This window comes from Lysinibacillus sp. RC46, from assembly GCF_041262385.1.
Classification (GTDB): Bacteria; Bacillota; Bacilli; order Bacillales_A; family Planococcaceae; genus Lysinibacillus.
The window spans coordinates 56285-81555 of the sequence record NZ_JBGCCF010000011.1 but is presented as its reverse complement, the minus strand read 5'-3'; the positions used below and the strand labels follow the sequence as shown (position 1 = coordinate 81555).

Annotated in this window: 27 protein-coding genes; 5 read left to right on the top strand and 22 right to left on the bottom strand. The window is 37.2% G+C overall.

Going from position 1 to position 25271, the window contains the following annotated elements; translation table 11 throughout:
* Positions 1-139: 139 nt before the first annotated feature.
* The 6 genes from ABH966_RS11990 to ABH966_RS11965 all read right to left on the bottom strand — a co-directional run bounded on the left by ABH966_RS11990 (position 140) and on the right by ABH966_RS11965 (position 3145).
* Positions 140-430, bottom strand: a complete 291-nt coding sequence (locus ABH966_RS11990) for a hypothetical protein (RefSeq protein WP_370078660.1) — start codon at positions 428-430, stop codon at positions 140-142.
* Between the two features lie 246 nt (positions 431-676).
* Positions 677-877, bottom strand: coding sequence for a hypothetical protein (locus ABH966_RS11985; RefSeq protein WP_370078658.1), 201 nt, complete (start codon positions 875-877; stop codon positions 677-679).
* Positions 878-929: 52 nt separating this feature from the next.
* Positions 930-1613: a DUF1963 domain-containing protein gene (locus ABH966_RS11980; RefSeq protein WP_370078656.1), complete on the bottom strand. Its 684-nt coding sequence runs from the start codon at positions 1611-1613 to the stop codon at positions 930-932.
* Positions 1603-2178, bottom strand: a complete 576-nt coding sequence (locus tag ABH966_RS11975) for a DNA-3-methyladenine glycosylase I (protein WP_370078654.1) — start codon at positions 2176-2178, stop codon at positions 1603-1605. The genes ABH966_RS11980 and ABH966_RS11975 overlap by 11 nt, the downstream gene beginning before the upstream one ends.
* 21 nt (positions 2179-2199) lie before the next feature.
* Entirely contained in the window at positions 2200-2796 is a 597-nt protein-coding gene (locus ABH966_RS11970; RefSeq protein WP_370078652.1) for a class I SAM-dependent methyltransferase, read from the bottom strand.
* A 100-nt stretch (positions 2797-2896) separates the two neighbouring features.
* Positions 2897-3145, bottom strand: a complete 249-nt coding sequence (locus tag ABH966_RS11965; RefSeq protein ID WP_370078650.1) for an isochorismatase family protein — start codon at positions 3143-3145, stop codon at positions 2897-2899.
* A 97-nt stretch (positions 3146-3242) separates the two neighbouring features.
* On the opposite strand from ABH966_RS11965, the gene aac(6') reads away from it, so the two are divergent.
* The gene (gene aac(6') / locus ABH966_RS11960) at positions 3243-3677 is read left to right on the top strand and encodes an aminoglycoside 6'-N-acetyltransferase (RefSeq protein WP_370078648.1); all 435 of its coding nucleotides are present in this window, start codon (positions 3243-3245) and stop codon (positions 3675-3677) included.
* Between the two features lie 40 nt (positions 3678-3717).
* Here aac(6') and ABH966_RS11955 read toward each other — a convergent pair whose 3' ends face one another.
* From ABH966_RS11955 to ABH966_RS11915, 9 genes are all read right to left on the bottom strand, one after another.
* Complete coding sequence (locus tag ABH966_RS11955; protein ID WP_370078646.1) at positions 3718-4710, bottom strand: anti sigma factor C-terminal domain-containing protein; 993 nt, start codon at positions 4708-4710, stop codon at positions 3718-3720.
* Entirely contained in the window at positions 4694-5203 is a 510-nt protein-coding gene (locus ABH966_RS11950; RefSeq protein ID WP_370078644.1) for an RNA polymerase sigma factor, read from the bottom strand. Before ABH966_RS11950 ends, ABH966_RS11955 begins: the two co-directional genes overlap by 17 nt.
* Positions 5204-5452: 249 nt before the next feature.
* Positions 5453-5644: a hypothetical protein gene (locus ABH966_RS11945; protein ID WP_370078642.1), complete on the bottom strand. Its 192-nt coding sequence runs from the start codon at positions 5642-5644 to the stop codon at positions 5453-5455.
* Positions 5645-6109: 465 nt separating this feature from the next.
* Positions 6110-7756 (bottom strand): right-handed parallel beta-helix repeat-containing protein, encoded by a 1647-nt coding sequence (locus tag ABH966_RS11940; protein ID WP_370078640.1) that lies wholly within the window; start codon positions 7754-7756, stop codon positions 6110-6112.
* 261 nt (positions 7757-8017) lie between these two features.
* Entirely contained in the window at positions 8018-9700 is a 1683-nt protein-coding gene (locus ABH966_RS11935) for a methyl-accepting chemotaxis protein (protein ID WP_370078638.1), read from the bottom strand.
* 270 nt (positions 9701-9970) lie between these two features.
* Complete coding sequence (locus ABH966_RS11930; protein ID WP_370078636.1) at positions 9971-10408, bottom strand: hypothetical protein; 438 nt, start codon at positions 10406-10408, stop codon at positions 9971-9973.
* Between the two features lie 70 nt (positions 10409-10478).
* On the bottom strand, positions 10479-12014 hold the full coding sequence (locus tag ABH966_RS11925) for a YndJ family protein (RefSeq protein WP_370078634.1): 1536 nt from the start codon (positions 12012-12014) through the stop codon (positions 10479-10481).
* Complete coding sequence (locus ABH966_RS11920; protein ID WP_370078632.1) at positions 11983-12594, bottom strand: DUF4166 domain-containing protein; 612 nt, start codon at positions 12592-12594, stop codon at positions 11983-11985. The genes ABH966_RS11925 and ABH966_RS11920 overlap by 32 nt, the downstream gene beginning before the upstream one ends.
* The gene (locus ABH966_RS11915; RefSeq protein ID WP_370078630.1) at positions 12591-13523 is read right to left on the bottom strand and encodes a DoxX-like family protein; all 933 of its coding nucleotides are present in this window, start codon (positions 13521-13523) and stop codon (positions 12591-12593) included. Before ABH966_RS11915 ends, ABH966_RS11920 begins: the two co-directional genes overlap by 4 nt.
* A 519-nt stretch (positions 13524-14042) precedes the next feature.
* Between ABH966_RS11915 and ABH966_RS11910 the strand changes: the two genes are divergently transcribed.
* The 4 genes from ABH966_RS11910 (at position 14043) to ABH966_RS11895 (ending at position 19846) form a co-directional block, all read left to right on the top strand.
* On the top strand, positions 14043-14582 hold the full coding sequence (locus tag ABH966_RS11910; protein ID WP_370078628.1) for a sigma-70 family RNA polymerase sigma factor: 540 nt from the start codon (positions 14043-14045) through the stop codon (positions 14580-14582).
* A 52-nt stretch (positions 14583-14634) separates the two neighbouring features.
* On the top strand, positions 14635-15363 hold the full coding sequence (locus tag ABH966_RS11905; RefSeq protein ID WP_370078822.1) for an ABC transporter ATP-binding protein: 729 nt from the start codon (positions 14635-14637) through the stop codon (positions 15361-15363).
* The gene (locus tag ABH966_RS11900; RefSeq protein WP_370078626.1) at positions 15363-17867 is read left to right on the top strand and encodes an ABC transporter permease; all 2505 of its coding nucleotides are present in this window, start codon (positions 15363-15365) and stop codon (positions 17865-17867) included. The genes ABH966_RS11905 and ABH966_RS11900 overlap by 1 nt, the downstream gene beginning before the upstream one ends.
* A 320-nt stretch (positions 17868-18187) precedes the next feature.
* Positions 18188-19846, top strand: coding sequence for a DUF6138 family protein (locus tag ABH966_RS11895; RefSeq protein WP_370078624.1), 1659 nt, complete (start codon positions 18188-18190; stop codon positions 19844-19846).
* 145 nt (positions 19847-19991) lie between these two features.
* Here ABH966_RS11895 and ABH966_RS11890 read toward each other — a convergent pair whose 3' ends face one another.
* The 7 genes from ABH966_RS11890 to ABH966_RS11860 form a co-directional block, all read right to left on the bottom strand.
* On the bottom strand, positions 19992-20516 hold the full coding sequence (locus ABH966_RS11890; protein WP_370078622.1) for a tubby C-terminal domain-like protein: 525 nt from the start codon (positions 20514-20516) through the stop codon (positions 19992-19994).
* 86 nt (positions 20517-20602) lie between these two features.
* Complete coding sequence (locus tag ABH966_RS11885; protein WP_370078620.1) at positions 20603-21709, bottom strand: DUF4179 domain-containing protein; 1107 nt, start codon at positions 21707-21709, stop codon at positions 20603-20605.
* Entirely contained in the window at positions 21693-22235 is a 543-nt protein-coding gene (locus ABH966_RS11880) for a sigma-70 family RNA polymerase sigma factor (protein ID WP_370078618.1), read from the bottom strand. The genes ABH966_RS11885 and ABH966_RS11880 overlap by 17 nt, the downstream gene beginning before the upstream one ends.
* Positions 22236-22350: 115 nt before the next feature.
* Positions 22351-22884: a hypothetical protein gene (locus ABH966_RS11875; RefSeq protein ID WP_370078616.1), complete on the bottom strand. Its 534-nt coding sequence runs from the start codon at positions 22882-22884 to the stop codon at positions 22351-22353.
* Between the two features lie 71 nt (positions 22885-22955).
* The gene (locus ABH966_RS11870) at positions 22956-23672 is read right to left on the bottom strand and encodes a toast rack family protein (protein WP_370078614.1); all 717 of its coding nucleotides are present in this window, start codon (positions 23670-23672) and stop codon (positions 22956-22958) included.
* A gap of 177 nt (positions 23673-23849) precedes the next feature.
* On the bottom strand, positions 23850-24731 hold the full coding sequence (locus ABH966_RS11865) for a hypothetical protein (RefSeq protein WP_370078612.1): 882 nt from the start codon (positions 24729-24731) through the stop codon (positions 23850-23852).
* Positions 24715-25248, bottom strand: coding sequence for a sigma-70 family RNA polymerase sigma factor (locus ABH966_RS11860; protein ID WP_370078610.1), 534 nt, complete (start codon positions 25246-25248; stop codon positions 24715-24717). Before ABH966_RS11860 ends, ABH966_RS11865 begins: the two co-directional genes overlap by 17 nt.
* Positions 25249-25271: the final 23 nt, after the last annotated feature.

Sequence of the window (25271 nt, the reverse complement as noted above, 5' to 3'; positions counted from 1 at the left end):
TAATAGAATACGCTTATCATATTAAATAATGAATAAATCACACTGGCTCAGTATGAACTATTTGTTTAATAAACCTTATAATATTTGCCAGGCTAACATTTAGATAGCCTGACAAAGGGACAACATTCATCCTAATCGTTTATTCGTTTACGATGACTTTCACAACAGGTTCTAATTTTCCTACATATGCATCTCCAACATAATCAACATCTATTACTATAGCTCGTGGCACGAAACGTTGAATGCTTTCCAAAAGACGTGCGGTATTACGTCTTTTGACAAGCTGGAAAGGTGGAAGAGTGTCTAGTTTTAAACCAAAATCTCTGTAAAAAGGGCAAGATATTACGAAAGTAGATAGTATATAAGCTACATTTTGTAATATTTCATCAACGCCTGTAGCATTAAAATCAATATTGCTTGTGGCGGTCACTTGATGTGTCATCCTATCAACCTTTCTTCTACGATACATGGAAAGATGTCAGCAATCTTTCTTAATATGAGCTTTTCATCGAAAAAAGAGCACTTAGTTATTTATGCTAAATGCTCAAATGTTATGAATAGCACACGTTCACTATTGTATGTATATGATGCAATGTATCGCTAAACAATTGCACAGCGTCAGGTTCAACTTCTCCCGCTTCTTTGATTGGATTCCACATGCTAGTCATTATTTATGTTAGTAGCGTGATGCATAATAGATGACATACAACCAACTAAAACAACCATGTATGATTGCCCATAATATCGAATGATTAACACTCCAAGAAATAGTAATGGCCAATACGGAGCCAAAACTAATACCGCTCTTTATAACTGTTTTGTTTTCCATTTTCTTCACCTTCTTTACTCTTCTAATTTCGGAAGTTTGCCTCCTCATCATTATTCCTCCTAATCATGTCATCACGGATGTATCTAAAATACTTTTACCGCTAATAAAAATCACAATGAACACGCCATTCTTTTAGTTCTGGATTAAAAAAGAAATAGAAATTTCCATTATCGACGATATTGAAATATGCCTTCTCGTCTGAGGCAATCTGTAATACAAAGGGAAAGTCCTCACCGTAATCATGACCACTTTGACAAAAAGCTGGATAGCCACCTATTTTATGGATGGCATATATTTCCTCTACGATATCATCGAAGTATTCAAAATCCTCCTCGTGCTCTAACCTCAAAATTTCATCCTCCACATCAGATGGAATCCCTCCTCCATCCCATGTCGGATAATCATTATCAATATGTTTTGGAATAAGCGGGAAAGCGCGAATACGGTCATGCTGCCAATTTTGCTGGATTAATCCTTCTATAGATGTATATGCTCTTATTTCAAAAAAACGGCTTAAATCATCTTCTATGAGGTGATCAAATATTTTTTCATTCATAAATAATGTTAGTAGCTCAATATGCTTTAGTGATGCGGGCACAAAAGAAAGGTCCTTTAAAAATAATGTCGCTAATGGCTGAAACCCTTGTGGCCTCTGTTCTCCAGGTAATGACCATCCTACATAGCCAATCCAGCTTTCTAGCATGTCATGTGTAGGTCTAACCCCACCTGTTTTAAAGATTGTTGCCTGTCTCACTAGCTGTGACTTAATTTCATCATTTTTCATTAACTGAACCCTCACTGCGACAAATACAATCTACGACATGATCATTAACCATCCCAGTAGCCTGCATAAATGAATAGCAAATCGTACTTCCAACAAATTTAAAGCCGTCTTTTTTTAATTGCTTGCTCATTCGTTCACTAATTTCTGTTGTAGCAGGTACATCTGCTATGGACGACCATTCATTGATGATCAGCTGATGATCCACAAAGCCCCAAATATATTCAGAGAAGGAGCCATATTTCTCCTGTATCCGTAGAAAAGCTTGAGCATTCGTCACGACACTAGCAATTTTAAGCTTATTACGAACGATGCGAGAATCCTGACGAAGCTCCTGTAGCTTGTCATCCGTATAGAGTATGATTTTCGAAGCATCAAATTGATCGAAAGCTGCACGATAGCCCTCTCTTTTTTGTAGAATTGTCCACCAGCTAAGTCCTGCTTGTGCCCCTTCTAGACAGAGCATCTCAAATAAATGCTGATCATCATAGACGGGAATACCCCATTCCTTGTCATGATACTCAACATATAAAGGTTCATTTAACTTTACCCAGTCACATCTTTTCATTTATACCCTCCATTTTATGTATCATTTAATCCCTGTTATACAAAGCCATCCTTTTTGTGTGTTTTCCCTTATAGTAACGGTTTGAAACCCAACACTTTCAAACAACTGCTTGATTTCAGGTTTTGTTTTATAGGCTTTCATATGATAATTAATTTTATAGAGCTCCGAAATTATAATAAACTTACCATCGTCCTTCAACACTCTAAATACTTCTTTCACATCATTTGCCAAGTCTGGCCAAAAATAATGCGTTTGGAACGCTGTAATCGTATCGAAAAACTTATCTGTGTACGGAATGCTTGAAACACTTGCTTGCGTCACGATCACTTTGCCATTTGCTACATCCATTTGATTTGTTTTTATAGAGTCTTTGACAGCCTGCGCAGAAAAGTCTATACCATAGATTTTACCACTTGGATTAATTTTCGATAAGGATTGAAGTGTTTTTCCGCCTCCACAGCCAATATCTAATACAATATTACCATCATTTATTGGTTCATATTTCATTAGCCAAGTATTCATACTACTATGTGCCTTATTCATAATTCGTAACATTAATGAGCCTACGAATCCTCTTGGGTTTTTAGCTTGCTCAATTAATCGTTGTAAAAGCGTCATTTCAAATTTCCCCCTTGTCATTTTTACTTATCAATTATGCCTTGGTATAATTGCGTCCGCTTTATTTTTTTGAAAAACAGACACCATTAGATCTTAATAATCATTCATCCAATTCAGCACCTTTACTGCCTTTTAACGCAGTGAATTTTCGTAAAAGGTTGGAAAGTAATTGCATTCGCTCAAATCCATTCCTAATATAGAGGATAGGGACATTTGACTTTTCAGCTCTTTTTATCAGGTCATTAATGCAATTTATAGTTGACTCAATTTGTTGCTTGGCGATAGGCATTCGAGCTTGATCACTAAAGTAATCATTTTGAATATCAAGTATCATTAACGCTTGCTTCAAAAATAGTAACCTCCCTGTATTTTTATATCTTATATTTTTTACGTTTAATAAAATCAAAAGTTTCAATTTTTACCATTTTATAAAAAGGAGACTCAATATGATTAAACAAGCCACTATGGAAGATGCTCAAACAGCAGCATTATTAGCACTACAACTTTGGCCAAATCATTCGTTAGAAGAATTTAGTGAGGAGATGACGCAACTAATTAATGCTGAAAACGCTACGATTTTCCTTGCCTACGAGGATGAGGAAGCAGTCGGTTTTGCACAATGTCAACTCCGAACAGATTATGTTGAAGGTACCCACTCTAGCCCAGTTGGCTATTTAGAAGGGCTCTTCGTAAAAAAACAATATCGACAGAAAGGCTTTGCAAAGCTGCTTATTGAGAGCTGCGAGCATTGGGCTAAACATAAAGGATGTAAAGAATTCGCGAGTGATTGTGAAATGCAAAATCTCGAAAGTTTAGCAGTCCATCTTAAATTAGGTTTCACCGAGGCAAACCGCATTATTTGTTTTACGAAGGAATTGTAAAAACAAGGTCATCCTTCTATGGGATGACCTTATTCAAATGTCAATACTTATCTGTTATAACTCCGATTGAGGATGCTTTAATATAATCAAGATTTTGTAAGCTTGAAAGTGTCTTCGTATTTCCAGTTACGACAGCCCCATATATCACAAGATCTTTTACTGATAGACCATCCGCACCACCAATTTCTTTTTCTAACCGTTTATACTCATCTTGTAAACTTGATTTTTGTCTAGTTCCACTAGTTAGTTCACGCACAAATAGCTCAGCTGGGTTCTCTTCTAAATCACCGTTCATGTTTAAAAGTGAAAAACCATATACATTTTGTTCTGAACGCAAAAGATAATCCCCTTTCTCAACTGTTCCATCACTATTGATAATCTTAACAATATTGTCATCTGATTCGTTAATATCCTTCACCCATAACCAAGAAGTAGTCACATTTTTCGGCAGCTTTGCAAGCGCTTCTTGCACTGTGTAGCCTTTATCAAAAGATAGAGCAATCTCCATAATTTTATCGTCACTAATTTGAGGCAACAACGCTAAATCATTTCGTGTCTTTTTATAATTTAAAAATGGATAGAAAAACAACATTTCGCGCTGTCCAAGCTCATTGTAACGCTGAACATCTAAATCTCCTTCCCTGCCGCTCTTTCCAAATGGAAGAGGAGAAATAGATCCTTCATAAAGTATCTCATCTCGAAAAAGACCGTAGCCATACGTGTCATCTCCAGTAGGAACGATTTTACCTTCAATGTATTTAAACGTTTTATAATGTGTTTCACCGCCTAAAATGCCAGGGTAATTCTTCGTTGTCCCAATAAACTCATTCGCTCCTTTTACTTGATGTAGTGTATTAAAGGAATTCTGTGCATGGAATTGCAAAAAACTAGTAATTGCATCATTAGCTAATTTCCCAGCAAACGATGTCACAATGATGACGCATAAAGTAATAATGATTGTTTTCCATGTTGCACAACGTTGTGCTTTTTTCATTGTTTTTTTCATCTGTTCTGTATTAAAAAGGTTGTCCATCTTCTAACGCCTCCCATTGTTTTTTAAATGCTTTACGTGCTCGCTGTAAATAAGTTTTTACATGCGACTCACTTACGGCTAGAATCGTAGCAATTTCTTTATAGGACAATTCCATATCGTATTTCATTAAAAGCAATTGCTGAAATGTTGGCTGTAGCCCCAACAAGGCTTCATTAATCTTTGCATTTTGCTCTTTTTGTAAAAAATGTTGCTCTGCATCATCCAATGCAGTTTTTAATTTTTCAATTTCATCATCACCAATTAATGTTGCGCGCTTTTGCTTGTTATACAACGTATAGTAACGATTAAGGGCGACCTTAAATAACCAAGCTCGTAAATTATCATGTCGAATTGTAGACAGACATTCAATTGTTTTAATGATTGCTTCTTGCACTACGTCCTCTGCATCTTCTTTTGTAGCCCCTATTTTTATCAAATATTTGAAAACGACTTCTGCATGCGCTAGCAATAGACGCTCCCACTCATTATTCATACTTCACCAACTTTTGGATATCCATTTCGTAGTTAACTCAACTATATAACCAATTAAACCCTAAAATGTATACAATTGTTTTAAAAAAAAAAAAAAAATCACAAGTGCTTTTCTTTACACACTTGTGATTTATATTTTTTCAATATATGAAGGATCTATATAGAGCACAAACCTTAAAAATCCTTTTATTTTGGATACTAAATAATATGTAATTTGTCAAAAAGTTAAATTTCTTTTTCTAAGTCATTTTTAATTTAAATATGTATTGTTTGAAATATTTCTTTCGCGTTCATCAATTACTAGGTCGATAATAAATGCAAGTTGTTGCTCTATTCGCTTATTGTTAAGATGCATGATGTTCGCTATTGCATTTTTTTGTTTTTCTTCTAATCCTACCTTCTCAAGCAATAACATAATTTCTTCTTTCGAAAGCCCAAACATACTTTTTTCACCTCCAGTTCATCCATTCATTATTTCACAATCATTACTCAAGTTTCTTAAACAATTAACTAATACAGCCATTTTATGACCTATTTTCAGGATAACATATGGACTTAATTAATCCAAATTTTACTTTATTTTAATAAAATTCCAACCTCTATAAAAAATCATTATTATTCAATAATAATTTTTAATGAAGTATATGTAACGATTTTTGGTATTCACTTAATTCTATTATAAAAATAACAATCCCTTTTGTCGAATTTTCGCATTCTGCAGCACAGCTTAAAAGTCTAAATACGAAAGCATGATTGAATGAATAAAGACAACAAATAAAAATAATTATTTTTTAATATTTTTTTATATTAATGATACATTACCAGCAGTTCTCACAGTACTTTTAACTCATAAAAAAAGTAATTTCAAAATAATTGAAACTACTTATCCTACTTTATTATTCGGTTATTACATTGTTTTATTAATATTTTTCTTCAAAATATTTTTGTTAAATTTTTGTAAATTTTCAACTGGTATTCGTAATTTTACATCCAATTTTCTGATATCAACTATATCTACTTTATTTAATATTACGTTCTTTGTCTGATCACTAGTATTGACTGGCAAATTAACTATTCTCGACGTTGCATCAGTCTTCCATATTGTCTCGTTAGTGTACCCTTCGATAAATAACTGACTCTTCCCCTGTACAATAGCAGGTATTTTTACAGCAGTTAGATCAGTGTACACCATTTCAAGTAAAGATTGATTGGACATCGCTAAAAATGGACGATCTCCTTTATCAATCGTACAATGTTTAATACGCCCCATTGATTTATCAGACCATACTATTGCATATGGGCCATCATAACAGTTGTTAAATTCACTATTCACAACTTCAAAAATAGCATCAATACAAGTAATCGCATTTCCGCTAATGTGATCAAAAGTACAATTATCAGTAAATAGTCGAGCATTATTTATATAAATATGATGACTGTGAAGCTCTTGAATTATTGTGTTGTGCAGCGTAATCTTGGCGTGATCATTGCCATAAATACCACCAGCCTGTCCAAATTGGATCTTGCACTGATTGAGCTTTAACCCGCTTGAATCAACAATAAAGTGAAATTGCGGGTGATCTTGGAGATCACACTCTGTCATTGATACATCGGCTTCGTTGACAATCGTAACGCCTGTCGCCTTTCCCTTATCTATGCTACATGTACGAAACTCCGCTTTACTATTTTCAATTAACAACTGCGACTTGACATGTCGATGGAACTTACAATCATACAATTTCGCCTTAGATTTCTCACCAAGATAAAGCCCATTCCCTACACCATCAGTCAAGATAGAATCTGTCACCAACAACTCACTTTGATGAACAACCAGTTGCGTGTCTTGATGATGTTTGATTTCACAGCAATCCATCGTTAGTTTCGAGCTATCGAAAACTCGCACCCCTACATCTTGCCCTTGGTGAATAAGTGTATTGGTCATTGAAATTGTACTGGAGGCTGCTACAATTTGTGCCTTTTTATGTCCATGAATTTCACAATCCACAAGCTCCATTTTTACATCCCGTATTGCATAAATGCCATTCGTTCGCCCTTCTAACAGCATGCAATTAGTCAATGCGATTTCACTATTTTGCACATTAATTTGAGCTTTAACATGATGCTGGATCGTTGTATCCACTAGAATAACGCTTGAGCCATTATCGATATTTAGGCCAAAATGATTGATTGGGCTTGCTAAAATATCAACATTTTTCATCATTAAACTACCGAAGCTTACGGTCACTTGTGCCTGTACCATTTGTTGCTCAATAATACAGTTTTCTAGCTGTAAATCGCCCTTTACGTAAATTCCCTGCCCTTGAGTAAAACGCAGGTTTCGCATATTTACAAGTGTCTGATAGCGGATAAATACGCCACCTTTAATGATCACATTCCCCACTCCATAAAGTGTCAGCCTTTTGGAAATTTCGAAGCTTTCTTCATATATCCCATCCCGGATTTCAATGAAATCCCCCGGCTCTGCCACTTGAATCGCCTGCCCAATACTTTGGTAACGGTGCATAATACTTCTCTTTACAACAAGTGTCGCCATCTCTACACTCCTATTGTCGGTTTTCTTTTATTTATATCCCCATTGAACTTCCTATTATTCAATTTTGTACAAATAATTTACAACCGGTTTTTATTTAGAGCGATGACAATACATATATCTTCTATTTCATCCTTCTAAACCAAACAATAAAAAACCAGCAATTAAACGTTTTTCTCGTCAATTGCTGGTTTAACTGATTCTTAATTTTCGATGGAGCATTTACTGTCTAATTATGATTCTGCATTAAATACATGTCCAAAATTACAATTTAAATTTCCTAACAAGGTCGTTTAAACTCTCTGCCATTTCCGCTAAATTGGATGAACTGTTTTTGATTTCATCCATCGAGCTGGCTGCTTGTTCGATCGTTGCGGAAGTTTGCTGTATGCCTGCAGCGGATTGCTCTGATACAGCAGCTATTTCGTCCACTGATTTATTAATATTGACAGTGTTTTGTACTACGTCTTCTAGCTTTGTCGTCATGCTATCAATGTTTGTTGACATCGAGTACACTGCCTCTGCAATGTGGCCGAATGTTTCGTTTGTAGATGTAATTTGATTTGTACCTTTTTCAACTTCTTCATAGCCGTTTTCCAGTGAAGATGTCACCATGTTCGATTCTTTTTGGATTTTTTGTACAATATCCGTGATATCGTCAACTGAGACTGCTACTTGTTCAGCGAGTTTACGAACCTCATCTGCAACGACCGCAAATCCTTTACCATTCTCCCCAGCTCGCGCCGCTTCGATCGCTGCATTAAGTGCCAGTAAATTCGTTTGTGCAGCAATACCCTGTATCACTGCCACGATTTTTGAAATGTCCTGAGTTTGTTTACTTAGTTCGTCCACCTTACAAACTGCATCCTTCACAATATGATGAATAGATGTCATTTGCTCTGTGGATGCGTCCATTAAATTTTGGCCCTCTTTCGTTAAAGCCATAACATTTTGGGAATATTGCTGAACATCCGTACTGCTATTATTGACATCTGTTATCTTCAACGTAAATTCTGTCATTGTTGTAGCTACATCTGATGCATTACTTGCCTGCACTTCTGTGCCACTCGCGATTTCAGTGACTGTGTCGACAATTTGTTCCGTACCAGTTTTCACCTCTGTTGCTGATTGCATGAGCTCCTCACTATACGCAGCTACATCATTAGACACGGTTTGAATTTGCTTTAATAAACGGTTCAAAATATCGGACATCGTATTAGTCGCTTCTGTAAGCCGTCCTACTTCATCTTTTGATTTCACAACAAGTGCAGGCTCACTTAAATCACCTTCAGTAATTCGTTGCATACGTTTTGTCACAGCGATGATTGGTCTAGAAATGATTCGAGCACTTAATAATGCAATCACGATAGCAATGATAACAATCACAACACCTACGATTATTCCTGTAAGCTGCTTAGTCTCGCCTGCACTGACAATGTCTGCACCAGTCGCATTAATCAATTGCTTACGATGCTCTGCTAACCCCTCAAAGCCTTCACGTATTTCCGTAGCCTTATCACTCATAGTTGCTAAATTTTTTGTTGCTTGTTCAATTTGGCCTTGGTCATAAACAGTAAATACTTCTTTTTCAACATAACTGCTCCATTCTTTAGCCATTTCCGCAAATTTGTTGAAATCACCTGTCTCTGATATTGCTAAACGTAGTTTCTCATTGTCATCAGCATGCTTGACATTATCTTCAAAAATTTTCTTATACTTTTCATCACCAGAAAGTACATACCCTCTAGCTGCTGCAATTCTTAGCCCTATCGTCTGAGCTTCCTCATAATCTGTAATTAATAATTGCATTTCTTCATCAATAATTTGTTCCGTTGCGCTGTTGCTTTGGTTGACTGCATAAAAATTGTAACCAATATATAAAACCACTACTGCTACTACAATGCTGAAGGAAAAAACGATTCTCTTACTTATTGATTTAAAATTCATTTCAAATTCTCCTTACTTTCCAAATGCAATCTAATGTGCATTGTTATAATTTGCACACCATTAGTAATTTAACACTCTCGAGCCAAGTTTGGATTGATTTGGAATTTTCCCTAGATTAAATGAAATAACTAGGTGATTTTCATGTAATTTTCAGCGGATTATTAAAGCCAAAATTTTCAGACAGACGGACTACCCCCCAAAAAACCAAACAGGACTTTTGACACACAAAAAGAACAGCCTCAAAAGTAAGCTGTTCCTTCTATTTAAATATTAATCCCAATAATTAAACATAACATCTCCGATTGTTTTACTATCAAAGCGTGAAATGTATTTCCATTCCACTTCAGATAAACTGTGCAACTCCTTATCCTGCGTCAACAATGTGTTTAGTGTATCGGCAGGAAGGCATTTACGCATCGGAAAATATTTGTGTAATGGAGATTTTGTTAAAAATCGGAATATTAACTCTTCATCAAACTTAGCAAACGCAATATAAGGCATCAGCCTATGATGAAGTATCGTCAAACGTTCATCTTCCAGTTGAATCACCGCTTGCATATAAACAAAATGAGGCTGATCAATAAATTGGATAGCTTTTGCTCGTTGTTCACTTGTAACTAAATGATAAACCATCGACTGGAAAGATCGCATATCCTGTTCAATTAGATGTCCTGCATCAAAACCTGAAATCCCTTTAGTTAATCGCAACGAATCACCCCTTTATTATTATGTCTATATGACCTTCTAGTAAAGATAGGCAGATTCCTTCAATAAGGATCTATTTTCTTGTTATTTGATAGTTTATTTCTAAAAAGGGAAGTCCGAAAATACGCATCTTGTGCACAGCCGTTAGTGTTGTTTCATCTTCTGCCTTTATCTTAAAATGCTCCTGTAAAGGTAATTGAAATAAAAAACGGTTAATGTCTAAATAAATCCCAGCATCCCCATCGTAATTACTCGTTAAATATAAAGCACCATTATCTTCATGTAAATGTAACACCCCAATCATTGTTGAGAAAGGCAGTGGAAGTGCAATATTCATATAGGTAGTTTGTCCTATTGTATGCTTTGAATAGATTGCGACAAAGGTTGTTTGTTTGTCTATTTTACGAATCCATGCACGTGGAGCTGGACGTCCATCGCGCAGCTCATCTACTTTAACAACCATTCCTGTCATCTCAATTTGCTTACTGGAGAAGGGTAAATTCAGCTGTTGCATGAAGCGACTTAAGCCTTGATAAATCAAAGCAAACGGTTTAAACCAGCTTTTCCACTTTACAGATGCCATTAAACGATACTGATTGGTTTCTTCATAAAAATGTGGAATGATGTGTGGCAGCTTTGTCGTATCCACAAAATCACTAAGCGCATCGACTAAACCAGGGTGCGGGTCTTTTCGTTCTCGCAATTTCCCCCTAATTTGGCTAACTGGAAAATGAAATGGTTGAAATTTAGTTTCCGGAATAGCTATAGCCCAAGCCAGCACCCCTACACTACCGAAGAAAATACCATTCATAAATCCATGGAATTTTAGCATTTCTGGTATCCCTACATATCCAAATGCATATATAAACGACCATAATATCGTAATACATAGAGACCCATAGGAAATGCGTAACAGTAAACCTTGTCCACGAGGAAGTTTCGTTTTTAGAGCAAGGAAAAATAAACTGTAAATCGCAGCGATATAAAGTGTCACTGAAATAATTTCTATTATTGTAGAGAACGTTATACCAATTGCAACAAGAAGTGGGCCTGTCAATAAAATAACAACGACTGCATTGTACCATCTACTATTATGTATTCGCCCAAAAAGACCTATAGAAATAGCTAATAAACAAGCTGAGTAATGAAAATGGATGGCTGTTAACCACGTTATTAACGATGAAAAACCTGTATCGATGTTTGCGATAAAAGCAAAAAACCATAGTCCACCGATCAATATATAAATAAGTCCCACATCAATCGATATCTCCGCCATGTTTGTAAAGCCTCGTTGTAAAAATCGCTTCACACCTTGTATAGCTATAAACGCCGTATAAAGAACATAAATAAGTACGAGAACGATGGCTATCCAACCTTCAGAGCACCAATGTAGCATCGTAATCGCAAGCATCATCGCGACAATAATAGCATCACCGGCTTTGTTAAAGGAAATGACCATTTTCACCATCGCAGGAACAAAGATCAGCTGTGCAACTGTGAGTAGCAACATATATCCAGGCTGCGGGCTAAACAAATAACAAACGACCGACAGCATAAGCCCTACTATTAGGACAGGACTACATAGATTGTTGCGTAAATTCACCAGCATACATCATCAGCCTCCCTATCAATGGATTATGGATGGACACATGAATCGTAAACACATTCCTTTTGTCATCAAATCCTTCCTCGACGATTACACGCCCCTCTAATATTTTTGGTATTGGACATTCCATTTTGGAAACTACAAACCGTTGGACACCAGAACGAATGATTAATCTCCCCTCCCGTGTCACTGAAAAATGTAAATCTGAATAAAAAAGAGCTGGTGATCCTAAGTAATCCTTGACTATTTTTCGGACTGGATCAATCGTCATTCTCGCATCGAAATGTCTAGTTCTGGTTGAAAAATTGAAAGTACGCTCCCATAACACTTCAAGTTCTCCACTTGGTAATACTCGACAAGTATTACAAATTGAGAATGGAACACCGTCGCCTGATTCAGGAAACAGGAATTTAGTTTTGGTAGCTATCGCATAAAAAGGACGCAGCCACTTTGTACCAGATTCAATTTTATGCATTACGCCAGTAGCATAAAAAGACTGATCTACAGGTAACATATAACGCTTCTGCAGCATCGGATGGAGTCGAGTAAAGTCCTCGCCCAATAAAGTTTGATAAATCGTCATGTTGTTTCTCCTCGCTTTCGTTTACAGCTTTTGGCACTAGGCATATCTTTACTTAGAATCAACCCGATAATGGACAATACCCACAATGCTACATTAAGTGTTACAGGATTAAACGGAGCAGTAGCAATCGTTTTATCTGCTAGAACGGCACCCAATGTTAAAAACGGAAATAACACTATTTGCACACCAAACAATAAACGCTTTCCTCGAGGCAATAGCCAACACAGTGCAAAGATTATCTCCGCAAGTCCAATCCAGTTTACTATTTGGCTAGTGTTACTTGATCCATTCAACTGACTATAATCCCCGCCTAGTAATTTCTCAATCATCATCACCTCAGTAGGATGTTGTACGATGATTTTCGGTACAAGACCGTGGTACAACCACACAAAACAAAAAAGCACACTAATGAGCATAGTTAAAAAGAAGCGACGATACTGAGAAAAAGGATTTTCTCCTTTTTCAAGCCATCTTTTTAAAACATCGAAACTAAGAGCTGTTGCCCAGCCCATTACGGGACGAAACACAGCATCAAATAATTTCCCTAGTTTCCCGTAGCGAACATCATAGTCATACTGGGTTAAAAATGTGAGCCCCTGGTCTTTAGGAATATATCGCCAGTACCCTTTCCCCTCTGCAATTGGAGATATTTTTTGGGGTGTACCAAAATGTAACGAGGATGTTTTCGTACCATCTTTTTTATGATGCTCTCCTTTACTCTCACCCCAGCCACTAACTGCTATGCCCGGCATCACCTTCGTTTCATAGGTAAAGCGCTGAGGTTCTTCAGGAGATTTTTTATCGATATATGTAATAGAAGTAAAACGTAAATCCCATTGCTCATGCAGCTTAGGGTTTTGGGTATAATTCCAAGCCTCGTCGATAGGTGCTCGTATATCCAGCTCCACATAAATAGGCTTTTTCTTCATCTTTATTTCCTCCTTAAAACAAGCTTATTAGTTATTTTAGTTTACTTTCCATGAACTTCCATAAATCCCACTCTATTAATGTTATTATAGCAATAAATTAATCTTTAACCATAAATTGGACTTTATCTATTAAATTGGAACAACACCATAACATAGGGTTGATTCCCGTTCCTACTGAGCGCTTTCGCACAGATAAAACTTTGTTGCTGCTGCTACGTTAGCTATACGCCTTTTGCACAGAAAACACACGCTTCGCTCCAGGGTCTTGGGCTAACACGATGTTGGTCACGAAAGCGTTATCACAGGTTTAGCCTTCTTGCCCTATCGCTAATCCCCAAGGAGTCGCCAAGAACGAAGATCAACTGATATGCATTGTATAGTCTTTAACAAAAGTAATCTCCTGTTTTCGGAAATGACCCATTAAATTCCCATAAAATAAAAAAAGTTGAATCGAAATGATAGTTTGCCAAGTCTAATAGTCGGAAGGAGGCGTTTTTCATTACTACAAAGCAAGAATCATTGGTACAGTTAGCACAAAACGGAGATGAGCAAGCTTTTTATCAGCTTATTGAGCAGGAGCAACATAAGTTATATCGAATGGCTTATGTTTATGTCCAAAATGAAAATGACGCCGTAGAAGTTTTTCAACAGACCATTATCCGTGCATATGAGGGCTTACCTAAATTAAACGACCCTCAATATTTTTCTACCTGGTTAACGCGTATTATTATAAATTGCTGTAAAACCTATCTTGCCAAGAAAAACTCGGTACAGCTTGTTGAACCACATACATTAGAGGATCTCAATAGTACTTCACCTACATATATCGAAGAAGAACTTGATTTATGGCATTCTCTCTGCGAGCTAGAGGAAAAATACAAAACGGTTTTACTATTACGTTTTTATCAAGACTACTCGGTAAAAGATATTGCAGCGATTTTACAATGTCCTGAGGGCACTGTGAAAACGCATATTCGCCGAGGCTTACAAGCTTTACGACAACAATTAAAGGGGGCATATATAGATGAATGGGTTCAATCCGTTGAAAGGAGTTATTAATGCGATTCCGATCCCCGAAGGACGTTTAACAGAAGTGTTACGCATCGAAGGGATGTCAAAAATCTTTCAACAAAAGCATCATACGGTCAATGCTTTGAAAAATATCCATTGTACGGTTTATCAAGGTGAAATGGTGGCCATTATGGGGACGAGCGGTTCTGGTAAAAGTACACTGCTCAATATGATTAGCGCCATCGATGAACCGACTGAAGGAGCGTTATTCTTATTTGGAAAGGAAGCGCATGATATTTATCAAGAGCCAAAAGCATCGAAATTCCGCAAAGAGAATATCGGCTTTATCTTTCAATCGTTCCATCTGCTGAAGGATTTATCAGTTGAAGATAATATTGCGCTCCCTCTTATCCTCAATGATGTACCAAGTAAAGACATCAAAGTACGCGTACAGCAAATGATGGAAAAGCTAAATATCGCTGCATGGGCAAAGCATCGACCAAATGAGCTTTCTGGTGGTCAAAAACAACGAGTGGCCATAGCCCGCGCCATTATTGCAAACCCACCAATATTGCTGGCAGATGAGCCGACTGGTGCATTGGATGTGAATACGACTGATGAAATTTTAGGGCTGTTAGTAGACTTGCAAAAAACTATGAATCAAACCATGTTACTCGTGACACATGACCCTTATGTTGCGACTTATGCAAATCGTGTATTATTTTTCCATGATGGTGCCATTGTGGATTCCTATCAAAATACGCAAACAGCGGAGGATTTAGATTGTATTTTAGCGAAGTTCAAGCTGATTACTAGAGGTGATGTGTAATGTTTACGATGCGTACCATTGCTCTGAAGCTATTTCGTGCAGCATGGGCCAATGTATTAACGAGTATTAGTATTATTACCATTTCCATTTGCCTTGTCATGACAATGAGTGTTTACATATGGAATGCCCATAGTCAAATGAAAGAAGACATACAAGCATTATATGGCGAAATGGATTTAATGGTCGGCTATAACCCCGATCAAAATAGGCTGTTAACTTCACAGCAAATCGAAAATTTCGAAGCAATGCCTGGTGTTACAAAAGTTTCGAGTGTGTCACTAGCTCAAACTAATGTTGAAAATGAGAAAAATACATCATTTTATACAGTTGGTGTGGAAAACGACGACTTAGTGAAAAGCCGCTATCATTTTAATGTCGATCTTGGCCCGAACGAAGTTGTGATTACTGAAAATGTGGCACGTCTTTTCCACAAAGAGGTCGGTGATACGCTAAACGTTACTTTCAATAAAACGATTGGAGATACTGTTGAAGCAAATACAGGTAGCTTTACGATACAAGAAATCCTTTCACCCCTTAAAGGCACAGATAGTCCTAATTTTATCCTTATGCAAAATGATGAGTTGAAAACTTGGATGAATAATAGTAATGCACAAACGGCCGGTATGTTTGCACTCATTAAAACGGAAGATAATATGGCTACCTCAGTTGGTACAGATTTGAAACAACTTGATGAAACATTACGTGTAGATGTCATGAGTGACTATGATGAATTTAAGAGAAATATACAAGCATTAATCATTTTTATGGTTGTACTTTCATTCTTTATATTACTTATTTCAAGTGTTTTACTGCTATCAACGTTCCAGCTATTATTTTACAAAATTAAAGAACAGCTTATGGTATTTCGTGCACTTGGCGCCTCTACCAAGCAAGTAGGACGCATTGTACAATTGCAATTATCTACAATTATTGGCGTTGGCGTATTGCTTGGGACAGCGGTCAGTTTATTGATAATAAAAAGTTGGTTACCACAGCTCATTAGTTTGATGAAAATGCCAGATGCAAAAACTGATTTACCGATGATCTTTGTATTGGCGATTGCTATTGTAAGTTTTTTATTGCTCCAGCTAATCACACAGTGGCAAGTTCATAAAAGCTCAAGTCTATTACCTTTACAAATCGCAACAGAGAATGAAAATTTAAGTTTACGGTGGACAAAATGGAAATCGATTATTGTGAGTGGCGTTGCGTTCATATCCCTATTCTTGTTTTTAAATGCTTATAAAATCGGAAAGAATAGTGGACAAGGTGCACTTATGATTTTAATAGGCACATTACTCGTCAGTGGAATCTTCCTTTACCTGATGCCATACCTCTTTACAGCATTATTTAAATTTTCATTGAAGCCTATTCGTACTGTGCTCGGCAAAGAAGCATACTTAGCGTGTCAGCAGCTTATGCCACAAGTACGAAGAAATATGCCGATTATACTTAGCATTATCGGCTTAATGGTCATTTTAATTTTCGGCAGCTCTTTATTTAAATCAGTTCAGCAAAGCTCCTATGAGTATATTAACTCTCAATATGAAACATCGATTAAAATTGATAATGAATTAAATGACCCAACCGTTACACCGGATCTAATAAAAGAAATTGAGGCATTGCCGAGTGTGGCCTATGCCTATGCACGAAGTGAAGCACCTTGGATCGCGCTTGAAGGCGAAAATGGCTGGGAAGAAGGTAGTAACTTCGAGGCCATTGATGTCGAAAAATACGTCCAGTTAAAAAAGCTTGATGCTGTTAAAGGAGATTTGAAAAATGGAGTGATCATTACAGAAAGATTTGCTAAAAAACATCAATTAGCAGTTGGTGATCGTATAATGGCAGGGACATTTGATGAAACACTTCAACAAAATGTGCCAATTGGTGAATTACTAGTAATTGATGTAGCTCTTGATTCTTATAATAAATATATAGATTTATTTGTGGATTGGTCCTCTTTTATAGTATCTTCTGATTCAACTATCATTACAAACATAATGGTGGAAGCAGATAATACAGAGCAGGCATTAGCCGATCTCTCATACTTACAAGAAAGTTGGCCAGCTTTAAAAATTACTGATAAAGAGACATTTATTAAGCAAAACGATGAAATGACCTTCCAGCGCTGGAGCCTTTTTGTTGGAGTCTTTGTTATTTTAATTTCTGCAACTTGTCTCGGCGTATTGCAAACACTGCTTCACTCCATTTACTCAAAACGTGCCGATTATGCAATTCAGCGCCTTATAGGTCTTTCACCGCGAGGATTAATCAAGCTGATTTTGACGCAAGTGTTATCCTTTGTACTTTATGGACTGGCTGTTGGGACATTTCTCGGACTTCTAGTTACAAAATTACTGTTCACGATTGACGGAGGATCTTATGACTTCGTTACATTAGGTGTTACGAGTATCGTCTTTTTAGGCGCGACACTTATTGTCTTTACGCTACAAGGTTACTGGATAAGTCGTAGAAAATTAGCGAATGAAATGCTAGATATTTAAATGAAAGTAGACTCTCTTAAGTAGCAGAGGGTCTGCTTTTCATTTATCGCTTAAATTTTCAGTTTATCGCCCTATTTTTCGGATTTATCGCCCAACTAAACAGAGTTTTATTAAAAATAGCTTTCTAAGAAATAAGCTATTTTTTATGCTAATCCGACTATGAATATGTGAACTTTTGTACTTAAACTAAACGAACGTAGCAGATTAGTATAAAAGATGTTCGCTTCTTGTGTAAGATTATGTAAAATATATGTAGACTAATACAATTTTACTTATAAAACTAACTAAGCTAATAGAATAGTTATTAGGAGGAGATACCGTTGAATCAGGCTGTGGAAGCTTTTCTGAATAAGGTATGGAAGGAAATCACTACACTTTACGAACAAGAAAGCAAAAGAATCAATGAGTTTAAGGATCAAAGAACGTTGCAAGCTGGAGTGCACAACTACCTCCGGGTGGCGTGGAGAAAAGGCAAGTTTACCTGGACTAAGGGGAAAATTTATATAGATTTCTCCAAATTATTATCCAGCTCGAACAAATTTGGAGCGGATACTTACATCATGGAGTTGACCGATGAACTTCTGACTGAGGAGTTCTTTCCTACCTTGTGCGGGCTTGTAGACGACCTGTTCCGCTCGGAAAAACTGGGGCCCGATTTCTTTGATTACAAGTTTGAAGTTGTGTTTGAGTTTGAGTGGGAGAATTCGAAATTAACCCTTAACAAACAGCTATATAATGTGCCCAAGTTGATTCAACTCCAAAAGAGGCTGGATCATTTTATTCAAACAATGATTCTGTCTGATCTACCTGTGTTACCTGTAGAGATTGACATTTTCTTTTTCGCCAAGCATTTGGTCAATCCTGATTTGATGAAACAGGAAGTGGAAGTAATTGATCTGTTAATTCGTCGTCTCTCCGACAAGTTAGATAACGACCAGGAGCTCAAAAATGATTGGATCAGTCGGTATACTTATACGTTTAAAAAATGGGCGCTGGATTACTTTTTACTGCAGCATTTTACCCGATCCGGTCATTATGGAATGATTTGGACTTTGAAAGAGGATCATCCTTCCGTAGATATCGGAGAGATGGATTTCTTTCTTTATGCAGCATTGCAGATTGGCTTCACTGAGCCAGATATTCGGCAAAAGTATATGGAACTAGCAGTCCAATTGGGTTCCAAGGAGGCTGCTATTTATTTAAAAGAAGGCAGTGGAAAATTTGCTCGTACATATCGTGGAGAGCTGATAGAAGGCAGAAACAACGATATTACACAAACGATTGAAATTCGAATTCTCTCCGAAGAAGAACTTGCTTATAAAGAAGCGTTGGATTATATTATCAATCTTTTGAAACAAGAGTTTCCTAAAAGTTATCAACTAAAGTTAGAGAGTAGCCAAAAGAACTTCCTTCCCGTGGAGGAACTGGCGAAGTCCGAGCTACATCAGTTTTTTGCAAATGCACTTAGCTACCCTAATTTGTTCCCGAAGATTGCAGAATATGTAGATATAGCTATGGAAGAGTTCGCGTGGTACGGGGACGTGGAGCCAAGCGAGGAATCGGTCATGCCGGGCACTTATGCAGTATTGGGCCTTGGCTTGTACAGCGAAGCTTATTTTCCGCTAGTGTGCCGCTATATGGAACTGGTAGATACAGAGCATCAGTCAGCGCAGGATGGTTATGCAGAGGCGTTTATTGATGCGCATGGCGTAAAAGTAGAGCTTATGCCAGTGATTGTATCCATTTTACAGGGAGGAATTGATGAAGGCACGTTGGTCACCAATTTAACCATCGACACTCCTGAGCTAGCCGAGGCGCTATTCAAGGCGCTAAAAGGCAAAGAGATTTATGAAAGCGAAATGGTACTGCACCGGATTTTTGGGAGCATAGAGGAACTTGAAGAGGCAGCCCGAGAGGCACAACCGCCATTAAAAGAAGGATTGGAGCAGCTGATGGCCCTTCAAATCGAAATGACCTGATAGCTTTATCTTCTAATAAATTAAAAAGAGCATGTTTTGGAAATAATAACCAAGATATGCTCTTTAGTTTTGTTCTCAAATTATTAAAAGATTTATCGTTTAACTATTTCAGTTTATCGGACACTTTTTCAAATATATCGACATCTTACGCTCCTACAAACAGCACTGCCTGTCCAATCGCAATAAAAAAGGCTTCATGCTGTATCGGGCTGTTGTCTTCGATTTGCAGAGTAATCTCAAAATGGGTTTCACAAAAGACAGCATGCCAGCGTGCTATCGGTTGTTCCTCTAACGAAAATACGGACCAGTCCTCCATTTCCTTGTTGAGTTTTATAGTTTGGACATCATCCGTGATAATTAAGTCAGGAATCATAATTTGCCAACCATCATAGGCAATCATGTACTCTTTGCCTGTGACGAAATCCTTCCCTTTAAAATGCACTCGACCCCGACGCGACACCTTCTTACATGTGAAAAGAGGCTGACCAGTGACATCACTGACATCAAAACGTACAAAATAGCGATAGTCCATTGTGCGGTCAAATGCCTTTTTCAGGCCATTCGAATAAACACGTTGGACATTCGACGATACTTCCCCCGCTTCATTTAAAATGGCTACTGCCTCTGTTGACTCAATGGCCGCTGGTTGTTTGTATGTATAAATCTTCAATCCGTTCGCTCCTTCATTCAGTTGCTTTCTATAAACTAACATAAAATAAGCGCCAAATACAAAGGTTGTATTTGACGCCTGAATGTTTATTTATTTTGCTTAGGTAATTCTACTGTGAATGGTTGGAACTTCACTTCTTTTACACATGGTTTATTAAATGGAATTTTAGTTTCTACGCCAGCAATATCAACATGTACACCGCCTCCACCTGAAGGAATCACTAAATATGGTGTAATCATTAATTTTTGAACATTGCTTGAAATCGGGTCAAAGGACTTGGTACTGCTAAAGTTCCATTCACCATTATCGAAATGACCTTCTCCTCCACCAGAATGCGAAGTAATCTCCTTGCCATTCTGATCGGTAATACGGAATTCTATAAACGATGCACCTACTTGTGAATTATCAATTGTCCCCTTTTCAGAAGCTTTATAGTCAAGTGCTATACCTGATGGGCTTAATGAAATTTTTGACACATCCAGTTGAATGCCCTCTGCTTGTTGCTGATGATTAACTGGCACATCAATAGTATTCGTAATCTTTTTAACAGGAACTGAAAATTCCCATTTTTCCCCTTCTTTCCCTTCTAACGTTAAGCCCATTTCAAAGGAATCCGGCATGTCTTCCTTCACTTCAAATCTTGCGATGCCTGTACGGACTGTTGAACTTAAAACTTTTTCACCATAGCCACCAGAACTTACTTTAGGGTTTTTACCATTAATAGTAAAGTTCGGTCCTGCCCCTAAGTAATAATCACCTAATTTCTTTTCAGAATCAATTGTAAGTCCTACCGTAATATTTGACGCGTCATAAAGTACTTCATCTATTGTTACGGAAATACCGTTAATTGTATGTTTTTCTCCAATAGTGCTTGTTAGCCCTTGTTCACTTGCTTGTTTTAGTCCAAGGTAACCAGAGTTACTGAATACCGACCCGACAATCGGTAGCTGTGACAATGTGCTTGCGAAAGTTGGAGATACATACGCTGCAGAACCTACCATAATACTAAATGCGGCTGCCGCACTTGCTACATATAATAATGGTTTACGTTTACTTTTTCTTTTAATTTGTACAGGTTTTTGAGTCATATTTTTTTGCTCCTCTGCTTGTTTTATTCCATTGGCAATCGCTGTTCGTACCTCATCTCTTGGGAATTCTGGAAGGGTACTGTTTTCATTAAATGGCTTTTTCATTAAACGTTGCACTCCTTTCTAATTCTCGTTTTAATTGTTTTTTTCCACGATGCAAATACGTTTTAATCGTGCTAACCGGCTTTTCCATTACTTCTGAAATTTCTTTAATTGGTAAATCATGATAATAAAATAAAATGATGGCCATTTGCTGAGAGTGATTCAAAAGCTGTATAGCATCCGATAAATCGATTGGATTCGCCAGAACATTTTCTTGCTCCCGTAAACGATTTAATAATTCATTTTCTTCATAAGGAATGATTTTTTGCCCTTTTTTTAGCAAACGATAGCATTCATGTATTAAAATCCGAAACAGCCATGTGGAGAAAAATTCTGGATGCTTTAGTTGATGCACGGTTAGATAGGCTTTACATGCTGCTTCTTGAATAGCATCCAGTGCATCCTCTTTTTGGCCAACATAAGAAAGCGCAGTATAAAATAATTTTTCTTCCTCTAGAATGAGTAGCTGCTCAAACGCTTCCTTATTCCCTGCAATAGCCTGTTTGACGATCGATAAGTCATGTTCCACGCTGTCTCCCCCTTTCAATACTTAGAGTAATTAACTCTATCAAAAGGTTTCACTTTGATAAAATTCTTTTTACAAATAGATAAAAGTGGCTCTGCTTTAAATATTGGGGTGACGTTCAAACCGTCATTCCTGCACTTTTATCGTGCATTTTATTCGTTCTATCCATGACTTTGACTCTTCTTTCCACGGCTTTGGCTCTTCTATCCACGTTTTTGGCTCTTCTATCCACGTTTGGCTCACTATCCACTACTTCGGCTCTTCTTTCCACGATTTTGATCGTTCTAGCGACGACTTTGGCTCTTCTTTCCACGTTTGGCTCTCTATCCACGTCTTTGACTCTTCTATCCACGGCTTTGGCTTTTCTATCCATGGCTTTGGCTTTTCTATCCATGACTTTGACTCTTCTATCCACGTTTTTGGCTCTTCTATCCACGTTTGGCTCTCTATCAACGACTTTGACTCTTCTATCTACGTTTTTGATCGTTCTATCCACGTCTTTGGCTCTTCTATCCACGTTTTTGATCGTTCTATCCACGTCTTTGGCTCTTCTATCCACGTTTGGCTCTCTATCCACGTCTTTGGCTCTTCTATCCACGTTTTTGATCGTTCTATCCACGTTTTCGGCTCTTCTATCCGCTACTTTGCTCATTCTATCCGTCACCTATGTTTCTACAAAAAAAAGTAGACTACTTCACTTAAAGTAGCCTACTAAATTTTTCATTATTTATCCAATTTGAAAGTAATGTCGCCTACTCCGATTTCGGAATTGACCTCTATTTTTACATCTGCTTTGTCATACGCTTCGTTTACATAAACCCCTTCTCCTTTAGAAATGAGGCCTTCAATATTTGATGTGCCAATGCCTTTTTCTGTCGTAAGCTTTACCCCAACCTTTGACGGTAAAGTGACAGTAGTGTTCCCAACACCTGTTTCAATATTCGTTTCGAAGCTTTTTTTCCAATCGCCACCTAAATTTACTTCAAGATCGCCAACACCTGTGTTAATATCTAATTTTTCCAGCTGCAACCCTTGTAAATCTAGTTCTGCATCCGATGCTCCCGTTTCGATTGAGAGATCCATTGGAATATCTTCATTCAGTTTAATATCCCATATATTTTTTATTTTCCCTAAACGCACGCTAGTTGAACCTTTATGATCAATCGATATTTTTCCTGTCTTGCCACGTAAGTCATATTTTACTTTTGGAGCAAGTTTATCAATATTGTATTGAGCAGTACCTTCAACCCAATCCTTAGCACCTTTTTCTACTGTTATTTCCCCAATTCCAAGTTGTAATTCAACATCTAACTTTTCTGCTTTATCCTTTTCGACTAAAATCGTTTCATCTTTGGTTTTACCTGGCATGACTGAGTTGCACCCCGATAACGCAATTAATGAGGCACCTATTACCAAACCAAGTCCCATAAATTTTTTCAATGTAATTTCCTCCCGCTATATAATATTCCAATAAATTCATTATATAGGAATTTTCATTTATAAAAACGACCCTCCGCTTTAAAATCTTCTAAGACCTAAGACGTAGTGAGCACTCCTTCCATGGATATGTCAAAAATGAACCCCGTATGAAAGCATCATATTCATACGGGGTAGCAGTTAATAGGTGAAAATACGTGAATCTTTATAAAGAATAGAAGTATTTCCTTCATGATCCAATGCATGTATCAGCAATTGAGAAGTAGCTATTTCTGATTTTAGAGGCACTGATATTAATTGCGCATCATTCGAATCAACTGCTTTCTCAATACGCTCGGTCCCAGTGTCTATTATTAATTTTTCAATGTTATGATTGTTAAGTAATGGAATAACAAGATTGTGGATGTCTTTTAAATAAACAGAAACCATGGTATCTACTTCGCTCTGTATATACTGATCCAATGCATAGCCTTTTCCATCATGCTTGAAAATTGCAATACCTCTAAAGCGATTCTCCGAAAAATAACCAATTCTATACTGTTGTATCGTTATTGTACCATTCATTTTAACAGTATCTGGATGAAACGGTCCCAGTACAGTATTTCGAATGTCCGCTTCATTCTGTACGTAAACGCGATAGCCAATTCGTTCAGACATATTCCCTAAAATGGCAATAATAATGACGATACATAGTAGTACGCGCCAAAACCATTTTTTCATAAATGCTAATATCGCAAAAATAAATAAGAACACAGAACTCACTAATCCTACTACCATCCAAGGTTTTGTTAATACGCTATAGTCTTTCACCCTTCCAGACTTTTCTGGATAGAAATTTGAATCGATAACCGTCGACGTCGTTAATTGGATATCATGTTGGAAAAGCATCATCTTTAAACCGATGATCAGACAAGCTGTTACGACTACTGTTAGGATAATTGGCATTAACGGTGTTCGCTTCTTCGTTTTTTGATTGATTTTTTGAAACGTTTTACCATGACTTTCATGAGAGAATTTACCTTCCTTATACATTTCATTGATGGCATTACGAATCTGATCCATATTCGAACCCCTCCTCCAATAGCGTGATGCCAACCATTTGACGTGCTCGCCTTAATCGTGTTTTGACCGTATTTTCTGGTAGCTTTAGTAAAGCTGCAACGTCCTTTAAGGAAAACTCGGCAAAGTGAAATAGTAGTAATACATCTTTGTATTTCGTCGGGAGTTTCTCAATCGATGCCACTAGCAATGCATCCGTCTCTCCCATCAATACTTCTTTTTCAGGATTATTGGAAAGGCTCTTTAATTTGCTCCAATAATCAATGACTTGTATTTTTTTATAACGCCAGCTTGAAAGATAACTATGACAATTGTTAATCGCAATTCGATATAAATATGTTTTGATGGAAGCTTCTTCACGGAATTGCTCCATTTTCTCATAATATTTAACAAAGGTATCTTGTACTAAATCTTCAGCCACTGCCCAATCTTGTACATATGTAAAGCATACGCGTAATAAATAATCCCCGTACATTGTCATGGCTCTAGATAAGTGAGCGTCCTTTTGTTCTTTTAACATTTTGCTCGCCCCCACAAAAGCAT

Coding starts and splice junctions, on each gene's coding strand:
- ABH966_RS11875 (WP_370078616.1), bottom strand. CDS start 22,884: ATGAGCAAAGTAGCGGATAGAAGAGCCGAAAACGTGGATAGAACGATC.
- ABH966_RS11920 (WP_370078632.1), bottom strand. CDS start 12,594: ATGACGATTTATCAAACTTTATTGGGCGAGGACTTTACTCGACTCCAT.
- ABH966_RS11985 (WP_370078658.1), bottom strand. CDS start 877: ATGAGGAGGCAAACTTCCGAAATTAGAAGAGTAAAGAAGGTGAAGAAA.
- ABH966_RS11945 (WP_370078642.1), bottom strand. CDS start 5,644: ATGTTTGGGCTTTCGAAAGAAGAAATTATGTTATTGCTTGAGAAGGTA.
- ABH966_RS11905 (WP_370078822.1), top strand. CDS start 14,635: ATGTCAAAAATCTTTCAACAAAAGCATCATACGGTCAATGCTTTGAAA.
- ABH966_RS11950 (WP_370078644.1), bottom strand. CDS start 5,203: ATGAATAATGAGTGGGAGCGTCTATTGCTAGCGCATGCAGAAGTCGTT.
- ABH966_RS11885 (WP_370078620.1), bottom strand. CDS start 21,709: ATGAAAAAGCCATTTAATGAAAACAGTACCCTTCCAGAATTCCCAAGA.
- ABH966_RS11975 (WP_370078654.1), bottom strand. CDS start 2,178: ATGAAAAGATGTGACTGGGTAAAGTTAAATGAACCTTTATATGTTGAG.
- ABH966_RS11915 (WP_370078630.1), bottom strand. CDS start 13,523: ATGAAGAAAAAGCCTATTTATGTGGAGCTGGATATACGAGCACCTATC.
- ABH966_RS11980 (WP_370078656.1), bottom strand. CDS start 1,613: ATGAAAAATGATGAAATTAAGTCACAGCTAGTGAGACAGGCAACAATC.
- ABH966_RS11860 (WP_370078610.1), bottom strand. CDS start 25,248: ATGTTAAAAGAACAAAAGGACGCTCACTTATCTAGAGCCATGACAATG.
- ABH966_RS11970 (WP_370078652.1), bottom strand. CDS start 2,796: ATGACGCTTTTACAACGATTAATTGAGCAAGCTAAAAACCCAAGAGGA.
- ABH966_RS11925 (WP_370078634.1), bottom strand. CDS start 12,014: ATGCTGGTGAATTTACGCAACAATCTATGTAGTCCTGTCCTAATAGTA.
- ABH966_RS11900 (WP_370078626.1), top strand. CDS start 15,363: ATGTTTACGATGCGTACCATTGCTCTGAAGCTATTTCGTGCAGCATGG.
- ABH966_RS11865 (WP_370078612.1), bottom strand. CDS start 24,731: ATGGATCAGATTCGTAATGCCATCAATGAAATGTATAAGGAAGGTAAA.
- ABH966_RS11940 (WP_370078640.1), bottom strand. CDS start 7,756: ATGGCGACACTTGTTGTAAAGAGAAGTATTATGCACCGTTACCAAAGT.
- ABH966_RS11935 (WP_370078638.1), bottom strand. CDS start 9,700: ATGAATTTTAAATCAATAAGTAAGAGAATCGTTTTTTCCTTCAGCATT.
- ABH966_RS11955 (WP_370078646.1), bottom strand. CDS start 4,710: ATGGACAACCTTTTTAATACAGAACAGATGAAAAAAACAATGAAAAAA.